Below are 12,522 nucleotides of genomic sequence, written 5' to 3'. Positions count from 1 at the left end.
ACCGGCTCGCACGCACCACAGTCCACGCACTCGTCCGGATGGATGTACAACGACCGCTTGCCCTCATAGATGCAGTCCACCGGACACTCCTCGATGCACGCCTTGTCCTTCACGTCCACACAAGGCTGAGCAATCACGTACGTCACGGCGGAGGTTCCTTTTCGTCGGGGCCGGAGGGCTTCACCGGCTGCCTCCAGGCTATCGCTCCGGCGGGGCACGGGAACCCTGCTTCTCACCTGGCAATACGGCGACATCTCGCGGTTGACAGGCGGTCGAGGCCCTCGCGGCCCGCCGCGCGCCGGGCCTACAGGAGCCGTCGCGCGGCGGCCCAGCGCGTGAGCTCGTGCCGCGACGAGAGCTGGAGCTTGCGGAGGACCGAGGACACGTGGGTCTCGACCGTCTTGACGGAGATGAAGAGCTCCGAGGCGACCTCTCGATACGCGTAGCCGCGGGCGATGAGGCGCATGACCTCCTGCTCTCGGGCCGAGAGCCGGTCGAGCTCGTCGTCGGCCACGGCCACGTCCGCCTGGCCGGTCCCGAAGGCGTCGAGCACGAAGCCCGCGAGGCGCGGCGAGAAGACGGCGTCACCGCTCGCGACCTGCACCACTGCCCCCGCCAGGTCGGGTCCGGAGATCGCCTTGGTCACGTAGCCCCGGGCACCCGCGCGGATCACCGCCACGACGTCCTCGGCCGCGTCGGACACGGACAGCGCGAGGAACCGTGTGGACCCCAGAAGGTCCGAGCACCGCGTGATGACCTCTGCCCCACCGCCTCCGTTGCCTCCCGGCAGGTGCACGTCGAGCAGCACGACCGGTGGGCGCAGTGTGCGGATCGCCTCGACCGCGCCGTCGACGCTGTCGGCCTCCCCGACGATGTCGACCCGTCCGTCCAGGCTGGCCCGCACTCCCGCCCGGAACATGTGGTGGTCGTCGACGAGGACGACCGGGACCGGCGCCCCCGGGAGCGAGCTCTGCGCGGGGCTGGGGATGGTGGTCACGTTCGCTCCTGGGTCGTTCGGGCGGGCTGTCCGGGGCGCGGCACGGGGACCGGCTCCGGGCCCTGCGCGGTCCGCGGCGACGGCCTCTCGGGCCCGGCCGGCGTCGCACCCGCGTCGGGCTCCACGGGCATCCTAGGTCCGGACGTCGTTCCCTCCGCAGTCTCGGCGGCTGGCGGGGCTGCGCTCTCGGCGGCTCGGTGCACCTTGAGCCGTACCTCGGTGCCCCAGCCCGGCCGCGAGACGACCTCGGCGCTCCCGCCCTTGCGCGTGACGCGGCCGATGATCGACTCCCGCACCCCGAAGCGGTCCTGGGCGATGTCCTTCATCTCGAACCCGTCCCCGCGGTCACGGACGAACACCTCGACGGCGTCGTCCGAGACCTCGAGGTAGACCGAGACGGGCGGTCGTCCGTGGGCCACGGCGTTGACGAGCGCCTCACGCGTGGCCTGGAGGAGGGCGGTCGTCTCGTCGGACGGGACGCAGTCCCCCACGACGACGACGTCGACGACCACGGCCGCCGTCCCCGCCGAGCCGCCGTCCCCGACGGTTCCCGCCGCGCTGACCCCGGCCGCCGCCGCGGCCCCCGCCGCGAGCCGCCAGCTCTGCCGGTCCTCGACCTCTCCGACGAGCGTCCGGAGCTCTGCCGCAAGCGATGTACCAGGAGCAGGCCGGTCGTTGTACAACCACTCCCGGAGCTCACGTTCCTGCGCACGCGCGAGCCGCGCGACCGTGTCGGCGTCGGCCGCGCTCGACCGGATGAGGGCGAGGGTCTGGAGGACCGAGTCGTGCAGGTGGGCCGCGATGTCGGCCCGCTCGGCCTCCCGGGCACGGGCGGCCCGCTCGTCGCCCAGCTCACGCACGAGGCGCAGCCACCACGGCGCGAGCACGATCGCCGCGCCCGCGAGGACCGCCACCGACGCGACCGTCGCCCGGACCATGTCCGAGGCCGTGGAGTCCTGCCCCACCAGGAGCAGCACCCCCACGAGCACCAGGAAGAGGCCGCCCGCGAGCCGCACCACCCCGGCCGGGGTGCGTCCTCCCGCCCTCGACAGCCACCGACCCCGCTGCGCGGCGTCGAGCTGGGACCAGGCCAGCGCCGTGCCGGCGAGCGCGATGAGGACGGGCAGGACCCAGGAGACCTCGATGTTCACGCCGGCTCGCGACGCCAGGAGCACCGCCGCCCCGCTCAGCAGGACCACACCGATCGCGACGTCGCGCACCGGCAGCTTGCGCACCCGGCCCTGGAGCCGCGGAGCGATGCGGCGCAGCGACGCGGGACGCTCCTCGTCGGCCACCTGCGCCGGGTCGCCCGCGGGGACCGTGACCCAGAGGAAGACGTACAGCACGATGCCTGCGCCGCCCGCGAGCGCCATCAGCGCGAGCACGAGGCGTACCGCGCCCACCGGAAGGTCGAGGTGCAGTGAGAGGCCACGGCACACGCCACCGACCCAGCGCCCCTGCTCGGGGCGCCGGAGGGGAAGTCTCCTGGCTGGTCGCTCTGTCGGTGTCACTCTCTGATGGTCACACGCCCGGACCGCTCCACCGGCCGGAACGCCCCGTTCGTCCGCTGCCGAGGCGAAAGTTCAGGGTCGACCGTCCGGAGGATCAGGGTCGGATCAGGGGATCACCCGATACCCCTGGGGCCGCCTCCCGGGCCAGGCTTGAGCCATGAGCACCGAGGACACCTCCCCAGAACCCCCGGCCGGGAGCTCCGCACCGACCGGAGCGCCCCAGCAGCACGCCGGGCCTCCCTCCGCGACGAGCACACCGGGCGGCCCCGGCCAGCCCGTGCCCGGACAGCCGGGGGCCCCCGGCGGCACGCCGAACCAGCCGCCCGGCCCGTCGAGCGCCCAGCCGGACGGCCAGTCCAGCGGCATGGACGGCTTCTTCGACACCGTGCGGCGCATCGGCATCTCCCGGTCCGAGGACCGCTGGGTCGGGGGCGTCGCGGGCGGCGTCGCCGACCGGTTCGGGATCGACCCCCTGATCGTGCGCGGCATCCTCGTCGTCTCGGTGTTCCTCACCGGCGCCGGCCTCGTCCTGTACGGGCTCGCGTGGGCCCTGCTCCCCGAGTCCCGCGACGGGCGCATCCACCTCCAGCAGGCGATCCGCGGCGACTTCGACGTGGCCATGCTCGGTGCTGCGGCCACCACGATCGTCGGCCTGAGCTGGAACAACGGCTGGCTCTCCTGGTGGCACTTCGCCGGGCTCGAGTGGCTCAACGGCCTGCTGTGGACCGCGGCCGTGATCGTCGTGATCGTCCTGGTCGTCAACCGGCGCAGCGACTACCGCAGGTACGCGGCGAACCGGGCGAGCGCCCAGAACGCCCAGCACCCGGGTGGCCCCGTGCCGCCGAGGCAGCCCTACCCCGCGCAGCCCTTCACCGGCGCCCCCGGCCAGCAGGGCCAGCCCCCGCAGGGCTGGCAGCAGCCGCGCCCGCCGTACGGAGCACCTGCCCCCGGCCCCCAGCCCGCACCCGCTGCGGCGTACCCTGCGACCCCCGCGGCGCCGTCGGGCCCCGTGTACACCGCCTCCGCGCCGGTGCCGCCGCAGGGCTACCCGGCCCAGCGACCGGTCCCGCCCCAGGCCTACGCGGCCCAGCAGGCCGCCGCGCAGCAGGCAGCCCGCGCCCACGACCACGCCCGTCGCCGCGCCGAGCGCGAGACCGAGCGCCAGCGTCGCGCCGAGGAGCAGCGTGCCCGCGCGGCCCGGCGTCCGCGAGGCCCCGGGACGGCGGTCGTGGGGATCACCCTCGGCGTGAGCCTCCTGGGCGCCGCGGTCCTCATGCTCCTCGAGCGTCGCGCCGTGATCGACGTGCCGTTCTTCTACACCTGGATCGGCGCGACGATCGTCCTGCTCGGGCTCGGCGTCATCGTCTCCGGCCTGCGCGGCCGGACGAGCGGCGCCCTGGGAGGCCTCGCGATCGTCGCGACCATCGTCGCGCTGCCGATCGCCGGCCTGAACAGCGTCGAGCGCTTCGACGCCGACCTCACGGCCCGCGTCTCCGACGCCACGTACACCGTGACCTCGGTCCAGGACGCCGAGAACGGCTTCGCCTTCACGTTCGGCAACCCGGTGGTCGACCTCAGCCAGCTCGACCTGAGCACCGTCGGGGAGGACCCGGTCGTCGTCCCGATCGACCTGAGCGCCGGGGACCTCACCGTGATCGTCCCCGCCGGCACCCCCGTCGAGGCCGAGGTCCGCGTCCTCGCCGGCAACGCGACCTGGACGGTCGACGGCGAGCGCCGCTCCATCAACGGCGTCAACACCCGCCCGCACACCTTCGTCACCGACTCCGTCTCCGACGGCGCCGGCCCCGTGCTCCTGCTCGAGGTCGACGTCTCCGCCGGCGACGTGACCATCCGGGAGGAATCATGACCACCGAGAAGAACCCCTACGAGTCCGACGACGCGCGCGAGACCCAGGCCCTCCCGCCGGTCGACCCCACGATCGAGATGCCCGTCACGCCGGGCGAGGCCACCGAGGACGGGCGCTACGAGGAGGACGCCGACGACGCGGCCCCCGGGGAGGGCGAGTCGCCCGAGGACACCGACGAGACGCTTCCCGAGACCGACGCCGCGACGTCGGCGGGTGACGACCCCGACGCGACGCAGATCATCGAGGCCGGCCCTGCGCAGGACGGCCTGGCGCACGAGGACGACCTCGCGGACGAGATCTTCCGGGGCGAGCCGACCCAGGCGCTGCCGGTCGCCGACCCCACGCTCGTCCTGCCGGTCGCTCCCCCGGCCCAGGCTCTGCCCACCCAGGCCTTGCCCACCGGCACGCTGCCGGCCGGCGAGCCCGCCCCGACGCACACGCAGGCATACCCGGTGCAGGACGCGCCGGTCGACCCCGAGCCGGTCTCGGTCTCGGCCCCGTCGCCGACTCCCGCACCGGCTCCCGGGCCGACCCCCGCGGTCGACCCCGCCGCGCAGTGGAACGCCACCGCGCAGCAGAGGGCTCAGGCGCCGACCGACCCCGCTCTGGGCGACGACCCGCGCAATCGCGGGCTGCGGGTCGGGACGGTCGTGTGGGGGTTCGTCATCGTGGCCGTCGGGGCCGGCATCCTCGCGCTGGCTCTCGGCGCGACGTACGACCTCGACCTCGCGCTCATCGCCCTGCTGAGCGTCGCGGGCCTGGTGCTCGTGGTGAGCTCGATCGTGTCGAGCAGCCGCCGCAGCGCCCGCGAGCGCGCCCGGCGCTGAGCCCGGCACGCCGGTGCAGAAGAGGTGAGCACGACGGCGGCGCACCGGTCCGGTGGACCGGTGCGCCGCCGTCGTGCACCTGGAGAAGTACCTCAGCGCGGGGGCGGGTCCCCGGCGGGAGGCGTGGCCGGAGGCGTGTCCGGAGGCGTGTCCGTCCCGGTGGGCGGGACGCCCGGGCTCTTGGGCTCCACGAGCGGGTCGGTGTGCGTCGTCGGGACGCCCGGGCTCTTGGGCTCCTCGACGGGGGCCGCGTGGGTGGACGTGCGGGTCGGCGGCGTGACCGGCGGGGTCGTGGGAGCCGGAGTCACCGGTGCGGGCGTGACCGGCGCCGCGGGCGCGGCGTGGGCCGGGGTGTGCGTCGCCGGGAGCGGGGCCGCCGACAGGTTGCCGTCCGAGGAGTACCCGCCTGCGGTCTCGACCGCGACGGCCGGACCGCTCGCGATCCGCCGGAGCGCGATCCCGATGAGGATGAACAGGATGCCCAGGCCGATGACCAGGGCCGCGACGCCGTAGGCGACGACCGAGGTGAACAGCGACGCGCGCAGGAACGAGGCGTTCATGACCGTGGCCCGGCGCTCGTCGTCCTGCGGGAGCTCGGCGTAGGTCTGGCCGTCGCTGATCTCGAGCGCGTGCTTGTTGATGACCTCCGCCTGGGCGTAGGCGGTGAGCGGACCGTTGACGTGGCGTCCCGCGAGGAAGTCCGCGTCGTCCGACACCGTGATGTCCTCGGCGGACAGCTGCGAGGTGACGACTCCCCACGTGACGCCGCCCGCGATGATCATGACGATCCCGGCGATGACGGTGAGGATCCCGATGACCCCTACGCCCTTCGCCGGCCGAACCGTGACAGTGCTGGACATTGCGATATCCCTCCCCGAGCCGATTCTTTGATGTCAACGTAGCGACGATTCGTCGTTTCCGCCGGACGAACGGTCCGATCACTCCCGAACCAGACCAGCCGGGCACGGGCCGTGGACGCGTCGATGGGACAATCCAGGGGTGAGGATCACCCATGTGACGGACTGCTACCTGCCGCTGCTCGGCGGCATCGAGACCCAGGTGAGCCGCCTCGCGGCTCAGCAGGCCGCGGCCGGCCACCACGTCGAGGTGGTCACCACGACGCCCGCGTCGCGCGGCGAGCACGGCGTGAGCCGCGAGGTGCACGACGGCGTCACGATCCACCGCGTCGCGGCCCGGGTCCCCGGTGGGTACCCCGTGCACCCGCGTGCCGCCCACCACGTGACGCGCATCCTGCGGGACGCGCGACCCGACGTCGTGCACCTGCACATGGGCGTCCTGACGCCGTCGGTGCAGTCGTCGCTCAAGCCCGTCGCCCGACTGGGCCTACCCGCTGTCCTGACCGTGCACAGCGTGTGGGGCTCGGCCGAACCGTGGTTCGCCGCGCTCGACCGCCTGACGCACTGGTCGAGGCTGCCGATCCTGCTGTCGGCCGTGAGCGAGCTGACCGCCGCCCCGCTGCGCCGCATCGCCGGACCCGACGTGCCCGTCGAGATCCTGCACAACGGGCTCGACCTCGACGAGTGGGCCGTGCCGCGCGTCGAACGGGACGCTCGCGGCGAGGGCAAGGCCGTGCACGTCGTCGCCGCGACACGGTTCGCGCCCCGCAAGCGGGTCCTGCCCCTGCTCGAGTCGATCCGTCAGGCCGTCGAGCGGCTCCCGCACGACGCGCTGTTCGCGACGATCGCGGGCGAGGGACCCGAGCTCGACGCGGCCAGACGCTTCGTCAAGGAGCACGGCCTCTCGACGACCGTGAGCCTCCCGGGACGCCTGGGCGCGCACGAGCTCAAGCGGCTCTACTCGCGCGCCGACGTGTTCCTCGCCCCGGCGATCCAGGAGTCGTTCGGGATCGCGGCGCTCGAGGCGCAGGCCGCGGGCCTGGCCGTGGTGACGCGGGCGGAGTCCGGGGTGGCGGAACGGCTGACGGACGGGGTCGACGGGCTGCTCGCCGACGACGACGACGCGATGACGGACCAGATCGTGCGGCTCGTGACGCAGGACGGCCTGCTCGACCGCATCGTCGCGCACAACCGCGAGGTCCGGCCGTCGAGCGGGTGGCCGAGCGTGCTCGCGGACGTCGAGAAGGCGTACGGGAAGGCGGCGGCGTACCGCGAGGAGCGGGCGGCGCTCGGAAAGAGCTAAGGCGCAGGCTGCGGTGCCCGGCTCGGCCGGACCTCCGACGCTCGTGCGCAGCCGTTCGACGAGGCGGGAGGAGTCCCGACCCGAGGCGCGCGCCGCCGTCGGGCCTGCGGGTGCAGCCCGACCCCGCACCACCCCGGACGCCGAAGGGCCGGCCCCCGCAGATCGCTCTGCGGGGGCCGGCCCTTCGTGGCTCAGCGGGAGGTCACTCCCACTCGATGGTGCCCGGCGGCTTGCTCGTCACGTCGAGCACGACGCGGTTGACGTCCTTGACCTCGTTCGTGATGCGCGTCGAGATGATCGCGAGGACGTCGTACGGCAGACGGGTCCAGTCCGCGGTCATGGCGTCCTCGGAGGACACGGGGCGCAGCACGATCGGGTGACCGTAGGTGCGGCCGTCGCCCTGGACGCCGACCGAGCGGACGTCGGCCAGGAGCACCACGGGGCACTGCCAGATCTCGTCGTCCAGCCCGGCCTTCGTGAGCTCCTCGCGCGCGATCGCGTCGGCCGCGCGCAGGATCTCCAGGCGCTCGGCCGTGATCTCGCCGACGATGCGGATGCCGAGCCCGGGACCGGGGAACGGCTGACGGGCCACGATGACCTCGGGCACGCCGAGCTCGCGGCCCACGGCGCGCACCTCGTCCTTGAACAGGGCCCGCAGCGGCTCGACGAGCGAGAACTGCAGGTCGTCGGGCAGGCCGCCCACGTTGTGGTGGCTCTTGATGTTCGCCGTGCCCTCGCCGCCGCCGGACTCGACGACGTCCGGGTACAGGGTGCCCTGCACGAGGAACTTGACCTCACCACCGTGCTCGCCCGCGTCCGCGACGATGTCGCGCGCCGCTTGCTCGAACGCGCGGATGAACTCGCGGCCGATGATCTTGCGCTTGGTCTCGGGGTCCGAGTGGCCCGCGAGCGCGGCGAGGAAGCGCTGCTTCTCGTCCATGACGACGAGCTTGACGCCCGTGGCGGCGACGAAGTCGCGCTCGACCTGCTCGACCTCGCCCGCACGCAGCAGGCCGTGGTCGACGAACACGCACGTGAGCTGGTCGCCCACGGCCTGCTGGACGAGGGCTGCGGCGACCGAGGAGTCGACGCCGCCGGACAGGCCGCAGATGACGCGGGAGTCCCCGACCTGCTCGCGGATGAGCGCGATCTGGTCGGCGATGACGTTGCCCGGCGTCCAGTCGCCGGCAAGGCCGGCACCCTGGTAGAGGAAGTTCTCGAGGGCCTTCTGGCCCAGCGGGGAGTGCTTGACCTCGGGGTGCCACTGCACGCCGTAGAGGCGACGCCCGATGTCCTCGAACGCTGCGACCGGCGAGCCTGCCGAGGTCGCGAGGACCTCGAAGCCCTCGGGGGCCGCGTGCACGGCGTCGCCGTGGCTCATCCAGGCGGTCTGCTGGTCGGGCGAGCCCGCGAGCAGCGCGCCGGCCTGGCAGACCTCGACGGCCGTTCCGCCGTACTCGCTGAGGCCGGTCTGCGCGACCGTCCCGCCGAGCGCCTTGGCCATGGCCTGGAAGCCGTAGCAGATGCCCAGGACGGGCACGCCGGCCTCGAACAGCGCGGGGTCCACGAAGGGCGCGCCCTGCGCGTACACGGACGACGGACCGCCGGACAGGATGATCGCTGCCGGGTCCTTGGCGAGCATCTGCTCGACGGTGAAGGTGTGAGGGACGATCTCCGAGTACACCTTGGCCTCACGCACGCGACGCGCGATCAGCTGGGCGTACTGTGCGCCGAAGTCGACGACCAATACGGGCCGGGGGGCTGAGGGGGTGGGTGTCACCAGCCCAGGATAGTTGGCTCGGCGCCGATCCCCGGCATCGGTCCACGACGTGCGACGGGGATCACTGCGCGCGTCAGGCGGGCAGCCGCTCGCGCAGCTCGCGCGCGGCCCGCTCCGGGTCGGGCGCACCCGTGATCGCCCGGACCACGACGATGCGCTCGGCGCCCGCGTCCAGCACCTGGTCGAGCCTGTCGGCGTCGACTCCCCCGATCGCGAACCACGGCGTGGTCGGCCGTGTCGCCGCGACCTGTCGCAGCAGGTCGAGCCCGACGGCGTCGCGCCCCGGCTTCGTGGGCGTCGCCCAGAGGGGACCGACGCAGAAGTAGTCGACCTCGGGATCCGCCTCGGCGGCCGTGGCCTGGGCGAGCGAGTGCGTCGAGCGGCCCAGGAGCGGGCCCGCACCGAGGAGCGACCGGACCGCGGGCACGGGCAGGTCGCCCTGGCCCATGTGCACCACGGGAGCCCCGGTCAGCAGCGCGACGTCGGCCCGGTCGTTGACGGCCCACAGCGCCCCGTGCTCGGTCGCGACGCGCGCGACCGTCTCCTGGAGCTCGAGCTCGCGCGCGACGTCGAGCGTCTTGTCCCGGAGCTGGACCACGTCCACCCCGCCCGCGAGCGCCGCGTGCAGGAAGTCCTCGAGGTCGCCGCGCTCCTCGCGCGCGTCGGTGCACAGGTACAGCCGGGCGGCGCGCAGCCGCTCGACGGCAGCCTGGCGGGCCGCGTCGCGGTCGTCGGAGCGGTGGCGGGGCGCGGGGGGCTGTCGGCGCTCGGCGTCGCCGGTCGGGGCGGTGGTCACGGCGCCCAGGATAGGCGGGCCCCGTGCGGTGCGCGGCCGTGGCGCAGCCCGTGGTCGTGCCCCGGCCCGGCCCTGGCCACGTTGTAGGGTGGCCGCGAAGCACGGGAGCCCCGCACGGGGCTGAGAGGGCGAGAGCCGACCGTCGAACCTGATCTGGGTCATGCCAGCGAAGGGAGCGAGCGCATGAGCGCAGCCCTGTCCACCGATCACCCCGCCGTGCCCGCGCGCCCACCGGGGCCCGACGGCGCCACGGACGTCCTCGTCGTGGGCGGCGGCATCGTGGGGCTCACCGCGGCGTGGCGGGCCTCGCGCGCCGGCCTGCGCGTGACCGTCCTGGACCCGTCCCCGGGAGACGGCGCGACCCACGCGGCGGCCGGGATGCTGGCCCCGGTGACCGAGGCCGACTTCGGCGAGGAGGCCGCGCTGCGCCTGGGCGCCGACTCCGCCGCTCGGTGGCCCGCGTTCGCGGCCGAGCTCGAGGCGGACTCCGGGCTCGACGTGGGGCTGCGCACCACGGGCACGCTCACGCTGGTCTACGACGGGGACGACCTGGCCGTCGGGCGGCGCGTACGTGCGCTGCAGGAGGCGTGGGGGCTCGACTCGACCGAGATCACGGTCGCGGCCGCCCGGGAGCGCGAGCCGCTCGTCGGCCAGCGCGTCGCGGGCGCGTTCTGGGCGCCGGGCGACCACCAGGTCGACCCGCGGGCGGTGCACCGCGCCCTGACCGCGGCCCTCGCACGGGACCCGCGCGCCGCCGTCGTGCACCGCCGGGCCGTCCGGCTCCTGCGCTCGCCCGGACCGGACGCCCCCGTGACCGGGGCCCTCGACGACGCGGGCGCCGCGCACCGTGCGGGGACCGTGGTCCTCGCGGCAGGTGCGGACTCGGGGGACCTGCTCGCGGACGTCCCCGAGGTCACGGCCCCGACCCGTCCGGTGAAGGGGCAGACGCTCCGGCTCGACGCCCCGCCCTGGTTCACGCTCGACCACGTGGTGCGCGGCGTCGTGCAGGGACGTCCGGTGTACGTCGTACCGCGTACGCCCGGACCCGACGGGCACCGCGAGGTCGTCGTCGGCGCGACGAGCGAGGAGCACCCCGACGACCGGCGCGCGACCGCGGGCGGCGTCTTCGCGCTCCTGCGGGACGGCCGCGCGCTCCTGCCCGGCCTCGACGAGCTGGCCCTGGTCGAGGTCACGCCGCGCGTGCGCCCGGGCACCCCGGACAACCTGCCGCTCCTGGGACCCACGAGCGTGCCCGGCCTGGTCCTCGCGACGGGCCACTACCGCAACGGCGTGCTGCTCGCCCCGGTCACGGGGGCCGCGGTCGACGCGCTCCTCGCCGGGGACCCGCTGCCGCCCGCGGTCGCGGCGATCGACCCGATGCGCTTCTCCCCCGCCCCTGTCGCCACCCCCCGGAGGACCCCATGACCGGCACAGCCCTCGTCAACGGCGAGCCCTATCCGCTCGCCGCCCCCACGACCGTCGCACACCTCGTCGCCACGTTGCTGCCGGAGCTCGTCGGAGACACGGGCACCGTCCCCCGCGGCGTCGCGGTCGCGATCGACGACGCCGTGCTCCCCCGCAGCACGTGGACGTACACGGCCCTGCGCGACGGCGACCGCGTCGAGGTCGTCACGGCGGTGCAGGGTGGTTGACACCCCGGACCGCGCGGCCGACGACTCCCTGGTCGTCGCGGGCGTGGCGCTCGGCTCGCGCCTGGTCATGGGCACGGGCGGTGCCGCGAACCTGCTCACGCTCGAGGAGGCGCTCGTCGCGTCCGGGACAGCGCTCACGACCGTGGCGATGCGCCGCGTCGCGCGCGTGCGGCCGCCGGGCGGGCCGGGCTCCGCCGACGGAACGGGCGAGACCGGCATCTGGGGCCTGCTCGACCGCCTCGGCATCCGCGCCCTGCCCAACACCGCGGGCTGCTTCTCCGCCAAGGAGGCCGTCCTCACGGCCCACCTGGCCCGCGAGGCCTGCGGTACCGACTGGGTCAAGCTCGAGGTGATCGCCGACGACGTGACGCTGCTGCCCGACCCGATCGGGCTCGTCCAGGCCGCCGAGACCCTGGTCCGCGACGGCTTCACCGTCCTGCCGTACACCAACGACGACCCGATCCTCGCGCGCCGCCTCGAGGACGTGGGCTGCGCGGCGGTCATGCCGCTGGGCGCGCCCATCGGGTCGGGGCTCGGCATCCTCAACCCGCGCAACATCGCAGCCATCGCGGCTGCGGCCCGTGTCCCCGTGATCCTGGACGCGGGGATCGGGACCGCGTCGGAGGCCGCGCACGCCCTCGAGCTCGGGTGCGACGGCGTGCTCCTCGCGACCGCGGTCACGCGCGCCGCCGACCCGGTGCGGATGGCCACGGCCATGCGGCTCGCGGTCGAGGCCGGGCGGCTCGCGGCGCTCGCGGGCCGCATCCCGCGCCGCGAGCAGGCGCTCGCGAGCTCGCCGGTCGACGGGATGGTGGGCCGGGCCGGGCTCACGGGGTCCGGCCTGCTGGGCGCGGGCAACCTGGACCTGGCGCTCTGACCGGTTCGCCGAGGTAGACCCGTGTGCGCGAGGTAGACCTCCCGAGAGTCTACCT

Annotated in this window: 12 protein-coding genes; 6 read left to right on the top strand and 6 right to left on the bottom strand. The window is 74.7% G+C overall.

The window, feature by feature from the left end; genetic code table 11:
* The 3 genes from H9652_RS18975 to H9652_RS18965 form a co-directional block, all read right to left on the bottom strand.
* Positions 1–146: 4Fe-4S binding protein (locus H9652_RS18975; RefSeq protein ID WP_191798316.1), on the bottom strand; the 146-nt coding region annotated here is incomplete at its 3' end.
* Positions 147–304: 158 nt separating this feature from the next.
* Positions 305–919: a LuxR C-terminal-related transcriptional regulator gene (locus H9652_RS18970; RefSeq protein WP_206053360.1), complete on the bottom strand. Its 615-nt coding sequence runs from the start codon at positions 917–919 to the stop codon at positions 305–307.
* A 74-nt stretch (positions 920–993) separates the two neighbouring features.
* Positions 994–2,508 (bottom strand): ATP-binding protein, encoded by a 1,515-nt coding sequence (locus tag H9652_RS18965; RefSeq protein ID WP_191798312.1) that lies wholly within the window; start codon positions 2,506–2,508, stop codon positions 994–996.
* 157 nt (positions 2,509–2,665) lie between these two features.
* Here H9652_RS18965 and H9652_RS20015 point away from each other — a divergent pair, with 157 nt between their 5' ends.
* Together H9652_RS20015 and H9652_RS18955 are read left to right on the top strand one after the other, a co-directional pair.
* Positions 2,666–4,375: a PspC domain-containing protein gene (locus H9652_RS20015; RefSeq protein WP_225228483.1), complete on the top strand. Its 1,710-nt coding sequence runs from the start codon at positions 2,666–2,668 to the stop codon at positions 4,373–4,375.
* Positions 4,372–5,202, top strand: a complete 831-nt coding sequence (locus tag H9652_RS18955) for a hypothetical protein (protein ID WP_191798310.1) — start codon at positions 4,372–4,374, stop codon at positions 5,200–5,202. The genes H9652_RS20015 and H9652_RS18955 overlap by 4 nt, the downstream gene beginning before the upstream one ends.
* Before the next feature lie 92 nt (positions 5,203–5,294).
* Here H9652_RS18955 and H9652_RS20410 read toward each other — a convergent pair whose 3' ends face one another.
* The gene (locus tag H9652_RS20410) at positions 5,295–6,062 is read right to left on the bottom strand and encodes a hypothetical protein (protein WP_318244278.1); all 768 of its coding nucleotides are present in this window, start codon (positions 6,060–6,062) and stop codon (positions 5,295–5,297) included.
* A gap of 139 nt (positions 6,063–6,201) precedes the next feature.
* Between H9652_RS20410 and H9652_RS18945 the strand changes: the two genes are divergently transcribed.
* Positions 6,202–7,362, top strand: a complete 1,161-nt coding sequence (locus H9652_RS18945; RefSeq protein WP_191798308.1) for a glycosyltransferase family 4 protein — start codon at positions 6,202–6,204, stop codon at positions 7,360–7,362.
* Positions 7,363–7,564: 202 nt separating this feature from the next.
* On the opposite strand, the gene guaA is transcribed toward H9652_RS18945, so the two are convergent.
* The gene (guaA, locus tag H9652_RS18940; protein WP_191798306.1) at positions 7,565–9,142 is read right to left on the bottom strand and encodes a glutamine-hydrolyzing GMP synthase; all 1,578 of its coding nucleotides are present in this window, start codon (positions 9,140–9,142) and stop codon (positions 7,565–7,567) included.
* A 73-nt stretch (positions 9,143–9,215) separates the two neighbouring features.
* Positions 9,216–9,836, bottom strand: coding sequence for a thiamine phosphate synthase (gene thiE / locus H9652_RS18935; RefSeq protein ID WP_225228485.1), 621 nt, complete (start codon positions 9,834–9,836; stop codon positions 9,216–9,218).
* A gap of 285 nt (positions 9,837–10,121) precedes the next feature.
* Between thiE and thiO the strand changes: the two genes are divergently transcribed.
* From thiO to H9652_RS18920, 3 genes are all read left to right on the top strand, one after another.
* Positions 10,122–11,363, top strand: a complete 1,242-nt coding sequence (thiO, locus tag H9652_RS18930; RefSeq protein ID WP_191798302.1) for a glycine oxidase ThiO — start codon at positions 10,122–10,124, stop codon at positions 11,361–11,363.
* On the top strand, positions 11,360–11,590 hold the full coding sequence (thiS, locus tag H9652_RS18925; RefSeq protein ID WP_191798300.1) for a sulfur carrier protein ThiS: 231 nt from the start codon (positions 11,360–11,362) through the stop codon (positions 11,588–11,590). Before thiO ends, thiS begins: the two co-directional genes overlap by 4 nt.
* A 67-nt stretch (positions 11,591–11,657) precedes the next feature.
* Positions 11,658–12,467, top strand: coding sequence for a thiazole synthase (locus H9652_RS18920; protein WP_404822063.1), 810 nt, complete (start codon positions 11,658–11,660; stop codon positions 12,465–12,467).
* Positions 12,468–12,522 lie beyond the last annotated feature (55 nt).

It is taken from the genome of Oerskovia rustica (genome assembly GCF_014836555.1).
In the GTDB taxonomy this organism is placed as follows: Bacteria; Actinomycetota; Actinomycetes; order Actinomycetales; family Cellulomonadaceae; genus Oerskovia; species Oerskovia rustica.
This window is presented reverse-complemented; position numbering and strand designations above follow the sequence as displayed.

Coding starts and splice junctions, on each gene's coding strand:
- thiO (WP_191798302.1), top strand. CDS start 10,122: ATGAGCGCAGCCCTGTCCACCGATCACCCCGCCGTGCCCGCGCGCCCA.
- H9652_RS18955 (WP_191798310.1), top strand. CDS start 4,372: ATGACCACCGAGAAGAACCCCTACGAGTCCGACGACGCGCGCGAGACC.
- thiS (WP_191798300.1), top strand. CDS start 11,360: ATGACCGGCACAGCCCTCGTCAACGGCGAGCCCTATCCGCTCGCCGCC.
- H9652_RS20410 (WP_318244278.1), bottom strand. CDS start 6,062: ATGTCCAGCACTGTCACGGTTCGGCCGGCGAAGGGCGTAGGGGTCATC.
- H9652_RS18920 (WP_404822063.1), top strand. CDS start 11,658: ATGGGCACGGGCGGTGCCGCGAACCTGCTCACGCTCGAGGAGGCGCTC.
- H9652_RS20015 (WP_225228483.1), top strand. CDS start 2,666: ATGAGCACCGAGGACACCTCCCCAGAACCCCCGGCCGGGAGCTCCGCA.
- H9652_RS18970 (WP_206053360.1), bottom strand. CDS start 919: ATGTTCCGGGCGGGAGTGCGGGCCAGCCTGGACGGACGGGTCGACATC.